Raw genomic sequence first — 19866 nt, forward strand, 5'->3', positions numbered from 1 at the left:
CATGGACTCCTGACGAGCAAAAAATGGATGGCAAGCACACTGTGCCCTCTGGCGCGGTCACACGCAGCGGCCCTGGTTTGCTTACTTAATGATCGGAAAGGCTGGAATGGCTGGCAGCGTCAATTGACAGTTCATGCGCGGCGCGAAAGGAAAGCTTGGCTGTAATAGCTCGACGGGTATGCCGGCAATCGCTTCCGGCGGTGTTTCTCCCGCCTCGATCGAGGCGCCCAACTTCAACCCGATGAGATTGATATCCAGCGTCTCATAGGAAATCACGGTGTCAATGACGGGCGTATCGAGCGAGGTATTGTTCTTGATGCAAATGCGGCTGTCATCGCTAGCCACGCCACCGACGCCCAAGCCGCCTAGCCCGGGCAAGGGTAGCAGGCCGCTACTTTTTGCCGGATCGAGTATGCCGTCCCACACGCCGTACGGCAGCAGCGTAGGCAAGCCATTCGATGCCAGCTGCGCGAACAGGCCATCGACCAGGGGTTTGAGCTCAGTCTTGAATGCGCCGTCCGGCGCATAACCCGATAGCGAGATGGTATTGCCGTAGGCATACAGGCCATGGATGAAGGGATTGTAGGCCGGGTCGTTGATGGCGAAACCGGTCGCCTGATAGCTCAGCGCCAGTATGCTGGTGGTCTTATGGTTCTTGATGACATTGTTTTTGATTTCAGTATTGTCCGCCGCCAACACCATGATGCCGGTCCCGACCGGCACCGATGTGACAAAGCCCGTGGCATTGTCGGCGACCGGCGTATTGTTATCATGGATATTGTTGTTTTGTATCAAAACCCCGGAACCTTTTTTAAAGCGATAGGTGCCAGGCAGGGAGAACACCAGCACGCCGCCCGTGTTGTCATGCAGATCATTGTTCTCCACGATGGCATTGAGCGAGTTTTCTATCTCCACGCCTGCCACGTTCAAATACACTTCATTGTTGCTGACACGAATATTTTGCGATTGTCCGACATAGATACCCGCATCCTCCGAACCGATCACCTTGCTGTTCTTGACGATGATATTGTCGGAGTTGACCGGGTAGAGGCCATACGCCATTTTGGACGTTTTGGTCGGATCAGTGGTCCACTCTGCGCGCAAGCCATCCATGGTCACATTGCTTGACGCTGAAACAAACACGGCATTGCCGGCCGCATCCTCTACCGCGAAATTTTTCAGCGTAATAGTCTTGACATTGCTGACCTGTAAGCCGTTGCGGCTGCTGGCGTCCTTGAAGGACAAAATGGTATCGCTCGCCGGATTGCTGCCACTGCCTTTGCCGATAATCGTCACGCCGCTGGTATTCATGATCAAGGGACGGTCAAAATGGAATTTGCCGGCCGGAAGCATGACGGTGGAGCCTTCCTTGAGACGAAACAGCAGATTACTCATGTCGCTGTCATTCATTTGCGCTGCCGTGATGACGACGTCCAGTGTCGAGGGCACCACGGCCTCGACAACGGGCACGCTGGAACTGCCGCCGCAACTGGCCAGCATGAGCATGGCGGTCGCGTAGGACATGGGTTGAAAGTGTTTGAGGCGCGGTAGTTTGTTCATGCAATGTCTCCCTTGTTGTATGGCGGTTTTTATCTTTTTATCCATATTTATGCGATGATTATAGTTCTGCCCTTGTGTTTCATTAGTGACAGAATTGGCCTAAATATGTGCATTTCATGCCAAATTTCGGGAGAAAAAATGTTGCGTTGCATTATTTAATGAGCCACCAGAGCGCGACCATTTCGGTGAGCCTGGCCACCGATTTGCTGAAAGGACTCGATCCCGATTCGGACCTGGTCAGGACCGCCCTGTCGCGTGCCAAGATCGCGTCCGAATTATTGCTGGAGCAAGGGGGGCGCATTACGATAGAGCAATTTTCCACCTTGCTGCGCCAGACTGCGCTCCTGCTCGACGACGAAACACCGCGGTTTTTTTCCCGCCCTTTGCGCAATGGCACGCTGAAGTTTCTCTGCCTGGGGATGCTCGACGCACCCAATCTGGATATTGCACTGCATCGTTTCGTCCGTTACTTCCGTTTGCAGCTCGATGACATGGGCTTTGATGTCACGCACGACAATCAACTGACCCGTATTGCCCTGATTGAATATGTGCCACCAAAAGGAGAGCGGGTGCTCGTACATGAGCTGATGCTGAAACTGGTGCATGGACTCGCTTCATGGATGATAGGGCGCGAGATACCGCTGGCGCGTGCCGATTTTGCGTTTCCCCGGCCGGCGCGGGCGGCTGAATACGTGTATTTATTTCCTGGCCCCATATATTTCGAGCAGGCCCAGACTGCGTTGTACATAGGCTCCGAGCATCTGGGTGCGCCACTGCGTCAGGACAAAAGTGCGCTCAATCAATTCTTGCGCAATGCGCCCGCCGATTGGCTGTACGTGCCATTTAATGACAAGATCCTCACGCATCGTCTGCGCGACTACCTGGCGTCCCGCCTGGGCGATGTGATGACGATAGGTTCTTGTGCGAAGGCGCTGCATTTTTCCGTCCGCACGCTGTCGCGGCGCCTGGCCGAAGAAGGAAGCTCATTTCAGACGGTAAAGGATGAGTTGCGGCGCGACATGGCGATTTTGCAGCTGATTAAGAGCGATTTGACGATCGCGGCGATAGGGCGGAGCCTGGGCTTCGATGATCCCACCACGTTCAGCCGGGCATTCAAGCTATGGACAGGCAGCGCCCCGGGCGTTTACCGCCGTCTTGGGGGCGGCGAAAAGTGCAATTGAACGGCGTGGCTCAGGGTTTGAACGTCCAATAGCGGCCGGCCACCGTATCGACGGGGGCGAGAAAGCGCTGGTCGGCGCGCGCATGGTTGCGTATCAGATAAAACATGTCGGACAGGGCCGAGCGCTTTTCCGCAAAGTAAGAGTGCTTCATGAAGCTCGTGTCGACCCCGGTGGCGTCGATGGTTTCCACGCCCGCCACGATCAGCATGCCGGCGCCGCTGTCGCCCGCGCGCGGGTAGCCGTGCACGGCTTTCGAGGCGGCCAGGGCCAGGTCTTGCGACGAGGCATACAAGGTGACGGGATTGCGCGCGCCGGCCAGCTTCGGCGCGATGTCGTGCCTGAAGACGGCCGCGTCGATATCGGGCGCGGACAGGATGATTTCCGTGATCTTGTGCGCCAGCTGCGGCTGCGCGGCCAGCAAATCGGCCACGGCCCGCGCCAGGCCGCGGCTGCCCATGCTGTGGCCCACCAGATAGACTTGCGCCGCTTCCGTGCTGGCGAGAAAGTCGGCCAGGAAGGCCGTGATATGGGGCGTGCTCCATTCGATATTGTTTTCATCGATGGTGTAGGCGGCCAGGTCGCCGCGCGACGGCCAGCTGTAGAACACGGGCGCGCCGTCGAAACCCAGATCGTAGGCCATTTGCCCCGTGCGCCGGGCCGCATCCTCGAAACTCACGTTGTAGCCGTGCACGAAGACAAAGGCGCTCTTGCCGGCCGAGGCGCGGATCTGCGTCTTCAAGGAGGCAAAGAAGTTGTCGCGGTCTTGCACCTCGGCGCTCAGCAGCACCACGTGCTTGGCCGGGTCGTCGCGAAACTCCAGGCGCCACAGCGACGGCGATTCCAGCTGGCCCATGCGGTGGTCGCGGGGGATGCTGATGGCGCAGCTGCCATAGCTGAGCGCATCATTGCCGTTGCCCATTCCTGTGCTGCGTTCGCCGCTGAAGCGCCGGGCCGGCGGCTTGCCCACGTCGCGCTGGCGGTCGGTGGCGAAATACACTTTGACCACCGCATAATTCGACACGACGGCGCCTTGATCGGCCGGGGAGGGCGCCTTCTCCGCCGCGGGCGACGGGGGAAAGGGACGCAGCGGGGGCTGCAGGGCGTCGAGCAAGCCTTGCGCGGCAAACAGGGTTTCCATGTCGTCCGGCGCGTTCGCCGAGGCCAGGGCGGCCGACAGGGCCAGTTGCAGCTGGGCATTGGCCGGCTCGGCTTCCAGCGCGGCGATGGCGGCCAGGATGGCGGCGGCGCCGTCGAACTTGGCGATGGCCTGCATCAGCCGTCGAAAATGGCTGGTGACGGTTTCGGGCGCGTGGCCGGGCGCGCCATGCCCGATGGCCGCCACGACGGCGGAAGTGATCAAGTCCATGCGCCACCTGCCTTTCCGTTCAATCTGGATTAAATGTCAATCCATATTGCCATAAAAGCACGCGAAAAGCGACTTGTCCAGCGCCCCGCGCAGCGGGACTGTCAACGGTCAATGCTGCTTGTCGTCGCTGAACTGCTGTGCCAGGGATTGCAGCGGCGCCACGGTCAGGCCGCCGCGGCTCACGTGCTCGGGGATGGCCACGCGCACGGGCTTGCTGTGCATGTTGGCCGACGATAAGACGTTCGTCGTGGTTTCCGGCGCCGCATTCCACACGGGATCGACGATGCCTTCGAACACATGCTTCAACTGTTCGCCCCAGGTGTCGCGGATCATGCGGAAATACTGGTTCTTTTCATCGATGGTGACGAAGCGCGTGACGGCCAGGCTGCCCGTCTCGTAGACGAGCAAATCGAGCGGCAAGCCGACGGAAATGTTCGAGCGCAAGGTCGAATCCATGGAAATGAGCGCGCACTTGGCCGCCTCGTCCAGGCGCGTGAACGGATTGATGACCCGGTCGATGATGGGCTTGCCGTATTTCGCTTCGCCGATCTGGAAATACGTGTTTTCATCGTGCGATTCGATGAAATTGCCGGCCGAATACACCTGGAACAGCCGGCAGCGCTCGGCGCCTATCTGGCCCCCTAAAATGATGCTGACATTGAAATCGATGCCGCAGTCGGCCAGGGCCTTCGCTTCGCGCAGGTGCACGGTGCGCACGGCTTCGCCCACGATGCGGGCCGCGTCGTACATGCTGGCCACGTTCCAGATGCTGCGTCCGTCCGCATCCACGTGTTCGGACACGATCTGGCGGATCGCCTGCGAGATCGACAAATTGCCGGCCGTCATCAGGACCAGCATGCGGTCGCCCGGGTTTTCGAACACGCTCATCTTGCGGAAGGTGCCCACCTGGTCCACGCCGGCGTTGGTGCGGGAGTCGGACAGGAAGACCAGGCCTTCGTTCAGGCGCATGCCTATGCAATAAGTCATCGTCGTAAATCAAGTCAAAAGGGGAAGCATTTTACACCAGCCGGACCGTGCCACCTGCTGGCAAGGCCCGGCCAGCCTCATTCCTGCCACGTTACACGGGCACGATCTGCACATCCACGTGCAGGGTTTCCGTGCCGCCACCCTGGCGCACGCCGCGCACGGGGGCGGCCGAATCGTAGTCGCGTCCGATGGCCAGGCGGCAATACGCATCCGTCATCAGCCGCGCATGCGTGACGTCGATGCTGACCCAGCCCGCGAAATCCGTGTCTTCCGTCCAGGCGTCGACCCAGGCGTGGCTGGCCGCGTGGCCCGTCGTGCCCGGATCGATATAGCCGGACACATAGCGTGCCGGGATGCCCCAGGCGTGGCAGCAGGCCAGGAACAGATGCGCGTGGTCCTGGCATACGCCGCGCCCCAGGGCCAGGGCGTCGCCGGCCGTCGTGGTGACCATGGTGGCGCCGCTTTCATAGGCCACCTTGCCGACGATGTGCTCGGCCAGGCGCAGCAAGTGTCCCGTGCCGGCAGTCACGCGCCGGTCCGGCAGGCTGGCGGCCGTCAGCTCCAGGATGGCGGGATCGGCCTGCGTCAGGGGCGTTGGCATGGTAAACAACAGCGGCGAGAGCGTGTCGACCAGGTTCAGCCGTCCCTTGTGCGGGTAGATGGTTTCCACCACGCCGTGCGCCACCAGGCTCAGCGACTGATGGCTGCCGTTAATCGTCAGCATGTGCGACAGGTTGCCGTAGGCATCCGTGTAGGCGTGGCACCGGCCCGGCGTGGCGATGTGCCAGGACAGGGCCCGCTGCTGCGGCTCGATGCGCGGCGTCAGGTGCAGCTGCTGGATGGTGTAGGCCAGCGGCGCACTGTAGGCGTAATGTGTTTCGTGGCGGATGGTGAGCTGCATCAGGCCGCCAAGGGAACGAGGAAGTCGCGGCTGACCCGGTTGCCCAGGTCGTAGATGTTTTCCAGAAATTGCGTCAAGGTCTGGTGCAAGCCCGCCTTCATGATGTCGTCGATATGGCCGAATTTCAGTTCCGCATGCAGTTTGCCGGCGAAACGCTCCGTATCGGCCGACACGTCGTTGCGGATATGTCTTAAGTTTTCCACCACGTCATCCATGCAGGCGAGCAAGGACCTGGGCATGTCGCCACGCAGCATCAGCAATTCCGCCACCCGTTCCGGGGTGATCACGTCGCGGTAGACCTTGCGGTAGATTTCGAAGCCGGAGACGGAGCGCAGCAGGGCCGCCCAGTAATAGAAGTCGCGCTGGGTGATGTCCTTCGACGTGTCGCGCGCGCCGTGGAACTTCACGTCGAGGATGCGCGCCGTGTTGTCGGCCCGCTCGAGGAAGGTGCCCAGGCGGATGAAGTGGATGGCCTCGTCCTTGAGCATGGTGCCCAGGGTCACGCCGCGCGACAGATGCGAGCGGTATTTCACCCATTCGAAGAATTGGCTGGGGTCCGTTTCCAGCAGATTGCTTGTCAAGCGCTTCTGCATGTCAAGCCAGGTGGCGTTCTGGATTTCCCACACTTCCGTCGTCAGGGTGCCGCGCACGGCGCGGGCGTTTTCGCGCGCGCCCGTCAGGCAGGCGAGGATGGAAGACGGGTTGTTCGGGTCGCGCACCATGAAGTCGAGCACGTCGCGCGTGTGGAAACGGCCATATTTGTGGTCGTACGCGCTTTGCAGCTCGGAAATGCCCAGGGTGGCGCGCCAGCCTTGCTCCGCGTCCTGCTCGGACTGCGGCAGCATCGACGTCTGCATGTTGACGTCGAGCATGCGGGCCGTGTTTTCCGCCCGCTCCGTGTAGCGGGCCATCCAGAACAAATGATCGGCGGTGCGGCTCAGCATTTTTTTTCTCCTGCAAAAGCGGATGTGGCTTCCAGTACCCAGGTATCCTTGGTGCCGCCCCCTTGCGAGGAGTTGACCACCAGCGACCCTTCACCGAGGGCGACGCGGGTCAGGCCGCCGGGCACCATGGAAATGGTCTTGCCGGACAGCACGAACGGGCGCAAATCGATATGGCGCGGCGCGATGCCGGCCTCGACATACGTGGGGCAGGCGGACAGGGCGAGCGTGGGCTGGGCGATGTAGCCGCCCGGATTGGCCAGCAGGCGCTGGCGGAAATCCTCGATCTGCGCGGCGCTCGACGCCGGTCCCACCAGCATGCCATAGCCGCCCGCGCCATGCACTTCCTTGACGACCAGTTTCGGCAAGTTCGCCAGGACGTAGGAAAGGTCGGCCGGTTTGCGGCACTGGTAGGTGGGTACGTTGTTCAAGATCGGTTCCTGCGACAGGTAAAACTTGATCATGTCGGGAACAAAAGGATAGATCGACTTGTCGTCGGCCACTCCCGTGCCGATGGCGTTCGCCAGGGTGACCCGGCCGGCGCGGTAGACGGACAGCAGGCCCGGCACGCCCAGCGAGGAGTCGGAACGGAAAGCCAGCGGGTCGAGGAAATCGTCATCGATCCGGCGGTAGATCACGTCGACGCGCTTGGGGCCGCGCGTGGTGCGCATGTACACGGAATTGTCGTTGACAAACAAATCCTTGCCTTCGACCAGTTCCACGCCCATCTGCTGGGCCAAAAACGCATGTTCGAAGTAGGCGGAGTTGTACATGCCGGGTGTCATGACGACAACCGTCGGGTCGTCGACGCCCATCGGCGCGACGGAGCGCAGGTTGTCGAGCAGCATGTCCGGGTAATGGTCGACGGGGGCGATGCGGTTGCGGGCGAACAGTTCCGGGAACAGGCGCATCATCATCTTGCGGTCTTCCAGCATGTAGGACACGCCGGACGGCACGCGCAAGTTGTCTTCCAGTACATAAAATTCGCCCTGGCCGGCGCGCACGATATCGACACCGGCGATATGCGCGTAAATGTCGGAAGCGACGGCGATGCCCTGCATTTCCGGGCGGTACTGGGCATTCTTGTAGATCTGCTCGGCGGGAATGATGCCCGCCTTGATGATGTTTTGCTCATGATAGATATCATGGATGAACATGTTCAAGGCTTGCACGCGCTGCACCAGGCCCGTTTGCATCTGCGCCCATTCGGCGGCGGGGATGATGCGCGGGATGGTGTCGAACGGAATCAGGCGTTCCGTGCCGGCATCGTCGCCGTAGACGGCGAAGGTGATGCCGACGCGGCGGAACGTCAGGTCGGCTTCGGCCCGCTTGCGGGCGATGGTCTCGGGGGATTGCTGCGCCAGCCAACTGTCAAATTCACGATAGTGTTCACGTACCTTGCTGTCCGTACCCACTTCATCCGCAGTCATTTCATTGAAAAAATTTGCCATGTTGTGATTTCCCTTGAGCCGTGTCTATATATAGCTCAGCAGGAAGCGTGCCAGTCCGGCGATGGCCAGAAAGTGCAATAATGACCACTTTTGTGGCGTTCACGGCCCATTTGCACCGCTTTGGTGCGCACGGCGTCAGTTTCTGGGGCTATCGGTCGCGGGCACGAACGGCCGGCAATCGATGGGCAGGTCGAGGATGAAGGTGGTGCCCGCTTGCGGCGAGCTGTCGACGGCCACGCTGCCGCCGTGGCTTTCGGCCACGTTCTGCACGAAGGGCAGGCCGATGCCCCAGCCGGGTGCGGGCGCGTGGTTGTCGCGCCGCAGGTAGTCGAAGATGCGCGCCATCTGCTCCGTGGCGATGGCGTGGCCACGGTTGTGAACGGTCAGTATCATGCGTTCGTGGGCATGCGCCACATGCACGGCGATGGGACTGTCGTCGCCATACTTGACGGCATTGCTGACCAGGTTTTCCAGCGCGCGGCGCAGCGAGTTCTCGCACCACCAGCCCGTGACGGACTGGCCCGTGAGCACACAGCGGCCAGAATGCTGCAGGTTGACCTGGCCGCACACGGCTTGCGCCAGCGGCAGGATGTCGAACTGGCTCAAGGCCAGCGGCAGCCGCTGGCCCCGCTGGTAGCTGAGGGTATCGAGCAACTCCTCGATCATCGCGTCGAGGCGCTTGCTGTGTTCGCCGATCTTGCGTGCCAGCTCCTGCACCTTGGCCGGGTCGGCTTGCCGCTGCAACAACTGGGCGCTGGTGGCGATGACGGACAAGGGGTTGCGCATGTCGTGCGACAGGCCGGCGGCGATGCGGCGCCGGAAACTTTCATGCATGGCCGTGAACTCGCGTATCGATTCGCGAATGCCCGTGTCGATGGAATCGTTGATGATGCGCCAATCGCGCCGCCGCAGGGACACGCCCGCCTCGAGGGCGACGGCGGCAAAACAGTCGCGGAAAATCTGGTACTCCTGGATCACCTGTTCCGGCCCGTAATCGGTCATGCGCGCCCGTTCATTGCCATGCACGGCCGGCACATTCGTGTTGCTGGCCGCATTGTCGCGCGCATGGCCTCGCGTCAGCGCCTCGGCCAGATTGTCGAAGAAGGCGGGCAGGGTGTTGATCAATATGGGCGTGAGCAATTGTTCGGCGCCGCGCACGCTGGCGCGCACGCGATGCTCCCATTCGGCCAGTACGGCGTCGCGCAAGGCGAAGATGCGTTGCGCGCGCTGGAGCGGCCGCAGCGGGGCGAGCGGATGATCAGTCGAGAGCGACACGCTTCCTCCAAGGCAGGACGGCGCACCAGCCACGCCGGCCGCACCGCATGTGGACAGTATCCTCTTGTTGGAGGCGGCGCGCACGCCCTTACTGAGCGTCTGTGGGGGCCGACATGATATAGGTCAAACGGGCCACCGTTGTGGACCAGGTTTCCAGCGAAAAGTTTTGCGGATCGTCATGACCGTTCGCATACCCCGTATCGAGCACGGCGTGGAAGGCGGGGATCAGCCACGTGCCCTTGCGTACGCTGGCGGCGATATACAAGAGGGCCAGGCGCTCGTATTGCGCGGGGGTAAAACCTGGATCGGGCGCCAGGCCGTCGTTGCCCTTGCCGCCGCCGGGCACGGAGTGGCGCGGCTGCACCAGTTCCACGTGCAGGAACAGGCCCGTCAAGGAAGGCTTGTCCTTTTCCAGTTTGCTGGCGTAGCCGGGCGTGCCGAAGTCGCGCACGGCCAGTGAATCGCCGAGGCGGTTCACGTAGACATGGCCTTTCGGGCCGCCGCCCAGCGCGGGATTACGTCTATTGAAATCGTTGAAATCCCAGTCGGCGTCGTTGATGTGCTCGGGAATGGGTTCGGCAAGAAAATTCGGATAGCTGGTGTCGTGGATGACGAAATAGCGGGCCATGGGCGCCGCCAGCCGGCCCACGGCGCGCGACAGGGGCGCGTCGACGGCGCCGCCCACGTCCGCTTCGCTGATCGATTGCTGCGCCAGCCAGGCGCGCAGGCGGGTCGGGGCGATGGCCGTGCGCTGGCCGATGCGGGCGGCCAGAAAGTCCGGCAGCGGCGCGCTCCCGCCCAGGCGCGCATACAGTTTCACAGGGCGCAGCAAGCACGTCGCCTGCGCCCGCGCATCGCCCTTGAAGCCGCTTTTCCAGGCGGCATACGGGCAGGCGGCTTGCTTCTGGGCAGCGGCCGGCAGGGACAGGCAAAGCAAGAGCAGCAGGGCAGGAAGTCGTTTCATGTGCGCATTGTCGCCGAAGCGCGGCGCGCCGCAAAGGCGCGCACGCGAAGCTGCCCGGGGAGGGGGCAGCTTAGGCGCGGGCGAATCAGAACGCCACGCTGCCCGACACGACAAAGGTGCGCGGCGCGGCCAGCACCAGGCTGCCGGCGTCGAACGAGGAGACGGCCGAGGCCCAGTAGCTGCGGTCGGCCACGTTGTCGATGCGCGCGCGCAAGGTCACGTCATGACCCGCCACCTGGGTCAGGTAGCGCGCGCCAAGGTCGACGCGGGTCCAGGAGGACAGCTGCTTGCTGTTGGCCAGATCCGCATACTGTGTCGACGTGTAGACGGTGCGGGCGTTCAGCGACAGACCCGGCGCGCCCGGCACATCCCATTCGCCGCCCACGCTGAGCTGGGTTGTTGGCGCGCCGATGGCATCCTTGCCATTGTTGGCCGGCTTGTCCGTGTTGCGCTGCTCCGTATCGAGCCAGGTCAGGCCGCCCAGCAGGCGCACGCCCGCCACCGGCGTGCCGAAGACGGACAGTTCCAGGCCCTGGTTGCGCTGTTCGCCCGACAGGGTGGCGCGCGAACCGAACACGGCCGGCAAAGGCCTGGGCGTGGAAAACAGCGAGGCGCTCATGCCCAGCCTGCCGCCGTCATACTTGACGCCGATTTCCTTCTGTTTCGACTTGTAGGGCGAGAAAACTTCCCCCTTGTTGCTCAACGGCAGGTCATTCTCGCCGTCAAAGTAGCTACCGCTGGCAACGGGACCCTTGACCAGCGCCTCGATGTAGTTGGCGTACAGCGACACGTTCTTGCTGGCCTTGTAGACGATTCCGGCCACGGGCGTGGTGGCGCTCTTGTCGTAGCTGGAATATTGCACGGCCGTGCCGTAGGCGTACGCCGCGTCGCGGATCTGCTGGCGGCGCAGGCCCACGGTCAACAGCAGCTGGTCGTCGAGGAAGGCCATGGTATCGGCCACGGCGTAGCTGCTGAGGATGGTTTTTTGCGTCAGCCGCGGGTCGCTCATCACGCCGCCAGAGTTGGCGGGCAGGGTGGGCGGCATGGCCACGTCCAGCGGACGGTAGATATTCGTCGGCAAGCCCGCATAGTCGCTGATCGCATACGCATTCTTCGCTTCGTTCCAGTGACCGGACCAGCTGGCCACCAGGGTGTGCTTGACGGCCCCCGTCACGAGCTTGCCGCGAATGCCCAGTTCGCCCGTGCGGATTTCCTGCTTGCGCGCATTGTCGAAGCGGTACACGCTGGCATCGCCATTGAGCGAGCCCAACGTCGGTTGGGCCAGGCTGTTGGCTTCCTTCGTCGAGCGGCCGCCGAACGCGGCCCAGGCCACCACATCCTTGGCGAGGTCCACTTCGGCGCGCGCCGTGCCGAACACGTCGTGCTCCTTCGAATAGCTCCAGGGCTGGGCAAAGTTGCTCGACGCATCGGGCGCGCCAGGCAAGCTCGTCAGGCTGCCCGTGCTGATGGAAGGGCGCGGCGCCGTCAAATCGAAATTCTGGTAGCCGGCATCGGCCGACAGGCGGTAGCCGCGGCCGCGATAGTCGAGGCCCACCGAAAACATGCCCACGTCGTGGTCTTCGCGCCGGATGCTGGTCTCGCCCTGGCGCTTGGCGGCATTCACGCGTACGCCAAATTCCTGCTGCTCGCCAAAGCGGCGCGCCACGTCGATGGCCGCATAGGCGTGGCCGCCCGATTCCACGCCCAGCGTCAGTTCCGTCAGCGGCGTGTTGCCGGCACGCTTGGGCATCAGATTGATGGCGCCGCCGATGCCGCTGCCGCCCGGCGCCGCGCCATTCAGGAAGGCGCTGGCGCCACGGAACACTTCCACGCGCTCGAGCAGTTCCGGCGATACGTATTGACGGGGCAACACGCCGTACAAGCCGTTGTAGGCCACGTCGTCCGAATCGAGGGCGAAGCCGCGGATCACATACACTTCCTGGAAATTGCCATAGCCGCGCGACATGCGCACGGCCGGATCGCTTTGCAGCAGATCGCCCACGCTGCGCGCTTGCTGGTCGGCGATGAATTGCTGCGTATAACTGGTGCTGCCGAAGGGCGAGTCCATCATGTCCACGTTGCCCAGCAAGCCCATGCGCCCGCCGCGCGCCACCTGGCCGCCCGCATACGCTTTGGACAAGCCTTCCGCCGACGCATCGGCCGAGGCATGCACGAGCACCGTGGGCATGGTCTGCGTGACGCCGTCCGCCGGCGTGTTCTGGGCGTGGGCGGCGCTGCTGGCCAGCAGGAAGGCGGCCAGGGCGAAGGGGGTAGGGACGAGGCGGAAGGAACGCATGGTATGGTCAGGATATGAATGAGAATGATTATCATTATATTCCAGCGGGGAAAGATGCGTGGGAAAGTGTGACAAAGCGGCAAAAAAATCGCCATGCGTACAACATTCACTGCAGCAGGCACTGGAATCTGGTGAAAAAGGGCGCGCCAGACGATACCTTGTGGATTGATCAATGCCTGTTGCCCGGTTTCGTTAGAATGGGCCATCGCGCCCGGCGCCCACAGGAAACCGCATGCCCTTGCACCGCCATCGACAGTCCGCCTTTATGCGCATACGGCGGGGCTTGAGCTTGAGAAGCGCGGCCGTCGCGCTGATCCTGGCCATGCACGCGCTGGGCTTGTATTTCCTGCTCCTGCCGGCGCGGCAACTCAAGCAATACACGGAAGTGGCGTTCATGACCCTGCTGCCGCCCCGGCCAACGCCGGCGCCGCCGCTGGCCTTGCCGCTGCCCATGCCGGTTCCTACTCCGCGCGCGCGGGCCAGCGTGCCATCCGCCGTCCCTGAGCTGCCTGCCGTGACGGCGCAGGCGATCACCATGCCCGCCGAGGAATTGCCCGAAGGGCCAGCCATGGCGCCGACCGGCGCGGACCTGCGCACGCGCGCCCGGCTGGCCGCGGGCGCCGCCGACAAGGCCCTGCGCGGCGAGCTGAAGCAAGACCAGCCCTGGCTGGCCAATGCCGACCTCAAGAGCGAGAACACTTTCCACAAGCTGCTTGCTTCCGCCTGGCGCGGCGGCCCCGTCATCCGCGTGGAGGAAGTCCTGTCGGCCGATGGCCGGCCCGTCACGCGCGTCGTCAGCGCCGGCGGCGCCAAGTGCTTTGGCATGGACGCGAACCCGGGCGCGGGCGCCGACCCGGCCAGGACGGGCGGCAAGGTCAAACGCGTGCCTTGCCCCGGCTAAAGACCGGCAAGGGCGCACGGTTATCGCGGCGATTGCGGGGCGGTGGTCCCCGGGCGGGCGTCAAATATGCTAAGTTGCGTCTGCAAATCCTGTCGACACCAACCCGGACGCCCATGCCAGCCGAACTCCTCATCCTCGCCCCCAGCCCCTCGGCTGCCGTCAACGCGCAGCTGGAACAGCAATACACGTGTCATCGCGCCTGGCAAGTGCCGGCGGACGAGCGCCAGGCCTGGCTGGCGGAACGGGCGCCGGCCATCCGCGGCGTCGTCACGACGGGCGCGCTGGGCTTGAACGCCGGCGACATGGCCATGCTGGCGCATCTGGAAATCGTCGCCGTCAATGGCGTCGGTCTCGACGGCGTGGCGCTCGATGTGGCCCGCCAGCGCGGCATCGCCGTCACCACCACACCGAACGTGCTGACGGACGACGTGGCCGACGTGGCGCTGGCTTTGCTGCTGGCCAGCGCGCGGCACATCGTGGCGCTCGACCGTTTCGTGCGCGACGGCGGCTGGGAACGCCGCGAGGCCATCGCCCCCGCGTCCAGCCTGCGCGGCAAGACGGCCGGCATCTTCGGCTTCGGCCAGATCGGCCAGGCCATCGCGCTGCGCCTGGCCGCTTTCGGCATCAAGGTCCGCTACTTCCAGCCGCGCGCCATTCCCGGCACCGACGTGCCGCGCGCGGCCTCCCTGCTGGCCCTGGCGCAGGAAAGCGATTATCTGATCGTCTGCGCGCCGGGCACGCCCGCCACGCGCAAGATCATCGACCGCAGCGTGCTCGACGCGCTCGGTCCGCAAGGCACCCTGATCAACATCGCCCGTGGCGCCCTCATCGACGAAGACGCCCTGATCGCCGCCTTGCAGGATGGCCACCTGGGCGCGGCCGGCCTCGACGTGTTCACGGATGAGCCACGCGTACCCAACGCCTTGCGCGCCTTGCCGAACGTGGTGCTGACACCGCACGTGGGCAGCCTGACCGTGGAGACACGGTATGCGATGGGGCAACTGGTGGTCGACAACCTGGCCGCGCACTTCGCCGGCTTGCCCTTGTTGACGCCAGTCAAACTATAAAAGTTCGCAGATAAACGTTTTAATCAAGCTTGAATGAAAGAGTAGCTATGGAATTGACAAAATCGCTGTTGCGCACGCGCGGCGGGCAGGACAGCGGCAAGGTGGGCATGATCGAGCTGTTCTTCGATCTGGTGTTCGTGTTTGCCGTCACACAACTGTCGCACGGCTTGCTGGCCCATCTGAGCGCCATGGGCTGGCTGCAGACGGGCTTGTTGCTGATGGCCGTCTGGTGGGTGTGGATTTTTACTTCGTGGATCACCAACTGGCTCGATCCCGAGCGCATTCCCGTGCGCATCAGCCTGTTCGCCCTGATGCTGGGCGGCTTGATCATGTCGGCCTCGATTCCCGAAGCGTTCGGCACGCGGGGCCTGGGCTTCGCGGGCGCCTATGTGGCCATGCAGGTGGGCCGGCCCCTGTTCGCCTGGTGGGCCGTGCGCCATGAAGCGCTGGCGCGCCGCCGCAATTTCCAGCGCATCGCCCTGTGGGCCGTGCTGTCCAGCATTTTCTGGATCGCCGGCGGTATAGCGTCGCCCGAACAGCGCATTTTCTGGTGGGCGCTGGCCCTGGCGATAGACCTGGCCGGGCCATGGATGCTGTTCGGCATACCCGGTCTGGGCCGCTCGACGACGGCCGACTGGGATGTCGATGGCAACCACATGGCCGAGCGTTGCGGCCTGTTCGTCATCATCGCCCTCGGTGAATCCCTGCTGGTGACGGGCGCCACGTTCGCGGGCCTGGAATGGACGGCCGCCAACTGGCTGGGCTTCCTGTCGGCCCTGGTCGGCAGCATCGCCATGTGGTGGATTTACTTTGACACGGGCGCCGAGGCGGGGCACCACCGCATCGCCCACTCGAAGGACCCGGGCCGCATCGCGCGCAAGGCTTACACATATATCCACGTGCTGATCGTGGGCGGCGTGATCGTTTCCGCCGTGGCCGATGAGCTGGCCCTCGTGCACCCGGACGAGGCGAGCTTCGCCGGCATCAGCGCCTTGCTGGGCGGCCCGATCCTGTATCTGCTGGGCAATGCGCTATTCAAATGGGTCAGCAGCGACCGCGCCGCGCCGCCGTTGTCGCATCTGCTGGGCATTTTGATCATCCTGGCGCTGATCCCGATGGCTTACGGCCGCCTGTATGCTCCGTTGACCCTGGCCTGCATCACCAGCTGCGTGCTGGTATTGGTGGCCGTATGGGAACATATGGCGCTGCGCCGTCCGCCGCCGGAAATCGATCCTTGATGCGCTATCCCTGATACTTGCCTGAACTTAGCCGGGCGGCGCGATGCCGTCCGGATCGCTGCGCGTATCGAGCTGCAGCTGCAGGAACGCCAGGTCCAGCCAGGCGCCGAACTTGGTACCCACCTGGCGCAGCAAGCCCACTTCCTCGAAACCCAGCTGCTTGTGCAGGGCGATCGAGGCGGTATTGCCCGCCTCGATGCCCGCCACCATCACGTGCTTGCCCAAGCCCTGCGCCCGCACGATCAGCTCCCTCATCAAGGCCTTGCCGACGCCGGCGCCGCGCCTGTCGGCGCGCACATACACGGAATGCTCGATGGTATGCCGGTAGCCCTCGAACGGGCGCCAGTCGCCGAACGAGGCGTAGCCGGCCACATGTTGTTGTGCATCGATGGCGACCAGCACCGGATAGCCGGCCTTCTCGCGGTCGGCCAGCCAGGCGGCGCGATTGGCCGCATCCACCGTCCGTTCATTCCAGATGGCTAAAGTATTGCTGACGGCATCGTTGTAGATGGCCGTGATGGCTTCGATGTCGCCCGCATGGGCATCGCGTATCTGCATGTTGCTCTCCTTGCCAAGCGTCTACTATAATGGACAAATCATAGATTGCCATCAGAAACTTGTCCAATAAAATTTTATAAATGTCCACTAAACCAGATGAATTGAACCAGCGTATCGGCGCCAGGGTGCGCCTCGAGCGGGAAAACCTGGGCTGGTCGCTGACGCAGCTGGCGGCCCGCTCGGGCGTGTCGCGCGCGATGGTGCACAAGGTGGAGCGGGGCGACTGCAGCCCCACGGCCACCTTGCTGGCGCGCCTGTCGGGCGCCTTCGACCTGAGCATGTCCGAACTGATCGCCCGCGCCGAGATGCGCCCAGGGCGCTTGCTGCGCCAGGCGGAGCAGCCCGTGTGGATCGACCCGCAGAGCGGCTATGTGCGGCGCCACGTGTCGCCCGCGTCCGACATGCCGCTCGACCTCGTGCATATTACCTTGCCGCCGGGCGCCGTGGTGGCCATGCCGGCCGCCGCCTATGTGGCGCGGCGTCAATTGATCTGGTCGCTCAGCGGCAGCCTCGTCTTCATGGAAGGGGACACCCGCCACGTGCTGGACGCGGGGGATTGTCTGGAACTGGGGCCGCCGGCCGACTGCGTGTTCAAGAATGAAACGGCCACGGCCTGCACCTACGCCGTGGCGGTATTGAAGAACTAAGGCTAAGCCAGCGCCGCCGCCCGCAACTGGGCGATGAAGGCGCGCGCGGCGGGCGCCTGTTCGTGGCGGCGGAAGGCCGCGGCGATCTCCGAGCTGATCTGCGGCGCCGCCAGTTCGCGGAATACCACGCCGGGCAATTGCACGCTGGCCATCACGGAGTGGGGCACGATGGCGCAGCCCACGCCCAGCGACACTTCCGTCAGCACGGCCACCAGGCTGCCGGGGCGCGACACCACCTGCGCCGAGAAGCCGCCGCGCCGGCTCACTTCCAGGGTGCCCAATTCCTGTTCCGGCACGATGAACGCCTGCTGCGCCAGCGCGGCCGGCCCGATCACGCAGGGGCGGGCCAGCGTGCTGTCCGCCTGCACGGCCAGCACGAAGCGGTCGCGCAGCAAGACGACGCTGTCGAGCCCATCCGGCAAGTGCAGGGGCGGGCGCACGAAGGCCAGATCCACCCGGCCCTGGTCCAGCAAGCCGGGCAGGGCATCCATCGGGTATTCGCGCGCGCCGATATGGATGCCGGGATGACTGGCGCGAAAGCGGGCGAACTGGTCTTGCAGCACGCCGGCATACGCGGCCGAGGCCACGTAGCCGATTGCCAGCCGTCCCAGTTCGCCCCGGCCCGCGCGCCGCGCCACTTCCTGCGCCTGCGCCAGCTGCGCCAGCGCGCGCGCCGCTTCCAGCACGAACAGCTCGCCGGCGGCCGTCAAGGCCACGGCGCGCTTGCTGCGCTGGAACAGGCGCGTGCCGAGCAGGCTTTCCGTTTCCTGCACCTGCTTGGTCAGCGCCGGCGGCGAAATGCCCAGTTCCGCCGCGGCCCGCGCGAAGTGCAGGCTGTGCGCGACGGCCAGCACGCAGCGGAAATGCCGCAGTTCCATCTCTTTTTCTGTATTCACCATGGGTGAATTATAAGCCGCTCATCTTATAACAGGAAATAATACAAGCCTGCTTACAATCGAGGCATGAAGAATACCGACTGGACCTTATATACGTGCTCGGGCGTGTGCGCACTGATCATGCTCGACACCAACGTGGTGGCCGTCTCGCTGCCCTCGATCGCCCGCTCGCTCAACGCCAGCTTCGTCGACGTGGAATGGGTGGTCAGCGCCTACATGCTGGCGTTCGCCTCGTTCCTGCTACCCGCCGGCAGCATCGCCGACCGCCTGGGACGGCGCAGGGTCATGCTGTGCGGCCTGGCCGTGTTCGCGCTGGCCTCGCTGCTGTGCGGCCTGGCGTGGACGCCGTTCGTGCTCAACGTGGCGCGCGCCGTCAAGGGACTGGGCGCAGCCTTGCTGCTCACGTCCGCGCTGGCCGTCATCGGCCACACCTTTCATGCGGAAAAGGAGAGGGCGCGCGCCTGGTCCGTGTGGGGCGCGGCCATGGGCGTGGCCATGACGGTGGCGCCCCTGTTGGGCGGCCTGGTGACGAGCGCCATCAACTGGCGCTGGATTTTCTATCTGAACCTGCCCGTCGTCGCCATATTGATGTTGCTGGTAAGCCGGCACGTGGATGAATCGAAGGATGCGTCCAACGCCAGCTTCGATCCGCTGGGCGCGCTGCTGTTTTCCGCCGGCCTGTTCTGCATCATCTGGGGCCTCATCGACGCCAGCGTGGCGGGCTGGTCCAGCCGCGCCACCATGCTGCGCTTTATCTCCGGCGCGGCGCTGCTGGCCGTGTTCATCGCCGTGGAACGGCGCCAGCGCGCCCCCATGGTCGATTTATCCCTGTTTGGCCGGCGCGTCTTCGTCGGCGCCGTGCTGGGCATGTTCGGCTACGCCATCGCCGCGCAGGTGATGATGACCTTTTTACCGCTGTATCTGCAGAACGCCTTCGGCTTTTCCGCTGTGCTGGCCGGCTGCGCCATGCTGCCGTTTGCCGTCGCCATGGTGGTGCTGTCGCGTCTGGCGCCGCGCGCCATGCGCCATCTGGACGACCGCGGCATTCTCGTCACAGGCTTGCTGATCGTCGCCGTCGGCAACGTGGCCACGGCGTTTGCCGCCGCCAGCCTGCAGTACGGCTGGGTGGCGGCCGGCATGGTCGTCACGGGGGCGGGCGCGGGTTTACTCAACGGCACCACGCAAAAAGCCATCCTCGCCTGCATCCCCCGCGAGCGCACGGGCATGGGTTCCGGCATCAGCACCACCACGCGCTTCGTCGGCATCGTGCTGGCCGTGGGCGCGCTGGGCGCCGTGCTGGCCATGCGCACGGCGGCCTCGTTCGAGCAACTGGCGTGGCTGCACGGCTTGAAGGCGTCGCCCGAAATGATCGGGCGCATCGTCGCCGGCAACGCGGCCGAGGCCTTTGGCCAGCTGCCGCCCGCGCTGCAGGCCGTGGCGCAGGAAGCGGCGCGCCACGCCTTCATCGACGGCTTTGCCAGCGTGCTGTACCTAGCCGGCGGCTTGGCGGCCGTGGCGGCGGCGCTGGTCTTCGTGCTGGCGCGACCCGTGCAAACAACGGGAAAAGTGTAACTGTTTAGTAATATCAGCGTGCGCCGCCCGCACTTGTAATATGATGCCATCGAGCAATACATGGC

17 protein-coding genes are annotated in these 19866 nt (G+C 64.0%); 6 read left to right on the forward strand and 11 right to left on the reverse strand.

What is annotated here, in order from left to right:
• Window positions 1–81 precede the first annotated feature (81 nt).
• Window positions 82–1560: a parallel beta-helix domain-containing protein gene (locus GCN78_RS07730; RefSeq protein WP_193316653.1), complete on the reverse strand. Its 1479-nt coding sequence runs from the start codon at window positions 1558–1560 to the stop codon at window positions 82–84.
• 158 nt (window positions 1561–1718) lie between these two features.
• Between GCN78_RS07730 and GCN78_RS07735 the strand changes: the two genes are divergently transcribed.
• Window positions 1719–2741 (forward strand): AraC family transcriptional regulator, encoded by a 1023-nt coding sequence (locus tag GCN78_RS07735; RefSeq protein ID WP_152251189.1) that lies wholly within the window; start codon window positions 1719–1721, stop codon window positions 2739–2741.
• 10 nt (window positions 2742–2751) lie between these two features.
• Here GCN78_RS07735 and GCN78_RS07740 read toward each other — a convergent pair whose 3' ends face one another.
• From GCN78_RS07740 to GCN78_RS07775, 8 genes are all read right to left on the reverse strand, one after another.
• Window positions 2752–4107 carry an alpha/beta hydrolase gene (locus GCN78_RS07740; protein ID WP_152251190.1) on the reverse strand — a complete coding sequence of 452 codons (1356 nt, stop codon included), beginning with the start codon at window positions 4105–4107 and terminating at the stop codon, window positions 2752–2754.
• A 108-nt stretch (window positions 4108–4215) separates the two neighbouring features.
• A complete protein-coding gene (locus GCN78_RS07745) occupies window positions 4216–5094 on the reverse strand; it encodes a peptidase (protein WP_092604876.1) in 879 nt (292 codons plus the stop codon).
• 91 nt (window positions 5095–5185) lie between these two features.
• On the reverse strand, window positions 5186–5995 hold the full coding sequence (locus GCN78_RS07750) for a transglutaminase family protein (RefSeq protein ID WP_152251191.1): 810 nt from the start codon (window positions 5993–5995) through the stop codon (window positions 5186–5188).
• Window positions 5995–6939 (reverse strand): alpha-E domain-containing protein, encoded by a 945-nt coding sequence (locus tag GCN78_RS07755; protein WP_152251192.1) that lies wholly within the window; start codon window positions 6937–6939, stop codon window positions 5995–5997. Before GCN78_RS07755 ends, GCN78_RS07750 begins: the two co-directional genes overlap by 1 nt.
• The gene (locus tag GCN78_RS07760) at window positions 6933–8387 is read right to left on the reverse strand and encodes a circularly permuted type 2 ATP-grasp protein (protein WP_152251193.1); all 1455 of its coding nucleotides are present in this window, start codon (window positions 8385–8387) and stop codon (window positions 6933–6935) included. The genes GCN78_RS07755 and GCN78_RS07760 overlap by 7 nt, the downstream gene beginning before the upstream one ends.
• A 135-nt stretch (window positions 8388–8522) precedes the next feature.
• Entirely contained in the window at window positions 8523–9662 is a 1140-nt protein-coding gene (locus GCN78_RS07765; protein WP_152251194.1) for a sensor histidine kinase, read from the reverse strand.
• An 88-nt stretch (window positions 9663–9750) separates the two neighbouring features.
• On the reverse strand, window positions 9751–10626 hold the full coding sequence (locus GCN78_RS07770) for a hypothetical protein (protein ID WP_152251195.1): 876 nt from the start codon (window positions 10624–10626) through the stop codon (window positions 9751–9753).
• A gap of 85 nt (window positions 10627–10711) precedes the next feature.
• Entirely contained in the window at window positions 10712–12922 is a 2211-nt protein-coding gene (locus tag GCN78_RS07775) for a TonB-dependent receptor (protein WP_152251196.1), read from the reverse strand.
• Window positions 12923–13205: 283 nt separating this feature from the next.
• Here GCN78_RS07775 and GCN78_RS07780 point away from each other — a divergent pair, with 283 nt between their 5' ends.
• From GCN78_RS07780 to GCN78_RS07790, 3 genes are all read left to right on the forward strand, one after another.
• Window positions 13206–13823, forward strand: a complete 618-nt coding sequence (locus GCN78_RS07780) for a hypothetical protein (RefSeq protein WP_152251197.1) — start codon at window positions 13206–13208, stop codon at window positions 13821–13823.
• Window positions 13824–13936: 113 nt separating this feature from the next.
• Window positions 13937–14890 carry a 2-hydroxyacid dehydrogenase gene (locus tag GCN78_RS07785; RefSeq protein ID WP_152251198.1) on the forward strand — a complete coding sequence of 318 codons (954 nt, stop codon included), beginning with the start codon at window positions 13937–13939 and terminating at the stop codon, window positions 14888–14890.
• 53 nt (window positions 14891–14943) lie between these two features.
• Window positions 14944–16128: a low temperature requirement protein A gene (locus GCN78_RS07790; protein ID WP_413465202.1), complete on the forward strand. Its 1185-nt coding sequence runs from the start codon at window positions 14944–14946 to the stop codon at window positions 16126–16128.
• A 27-nt stretch (window positions 16129–16155) separates the two neighbouring features.
• Here the strand turns inward: GCN78_RS07790 and GCN78_RS07795 are convergent, their stop codons facing one another.
• A complete protein-coding gene (locus GCN78_RS07795; RefSeq protein WP_152251200.1) occupies window positions 16156–16686 on the reverse strand; it encodes a GNAT family N-acetyltransferase in 531 nt (176 codons plus the stop codon).
• Between the two features lie 80 nt (window positions 16687–16766).
• On the opposite strand from GCN78_RS07795, the gene GCN78_RS07800 reads away from it, so the two are divergent.
• A complete protein-coding gene (locus GCN78_RS07800; protein ID WP_152251201.1) occupies window positions 16767–17333 on the forward strand; it encodes a helix-turn-helix domain-containing protein in 567 nt (188 codons plus the stop codon).
• A gap of 2 nt (window positions 17334–17335) precedes the next feature.
• Here the strand turns inward: GCN78_RS07800 and GCN78_RS07805 are convergent, their stop codons facing one another.
• Window positions 17336–18232: a LysR family transcriptional regulator gene (locus GCN78_RS07805; RefSeq protein WP_226939521.1), complete on the reverse strand. Its 897-nt coding sequence runs from the start codon at window positions 18230–18232 to the stop codon at window positions 17336–17338.
• A gap of 63 nt (window positions 18233–18295) precedes the next feature.
• Here GCN78_RS07805 and GCN78_RS07810 point away from each other — a divergent pair, with 63 nt between their 5' ends.
• A complete protein-coding gene (locus GCN78_RS07810; RefSeq protein ID WP_152251202.1) occupies window positions 18296–19801 on the forward strand; it encodes an MFS transporter in 1506 nt (501 codons plus the stop codon).
• Window positions 19802–19866 lie beyond the last annotated feature (65 nt).

The sequence above is a fragment of the Janthinobacterium rivuli genome (assembly GCF_009208735.1).
GTDB lineage: Bacteria > Pseudomonadota > Gammaproteobacteria > Burkholderiales > Burkholderiaceae_D > Janthinobacterium.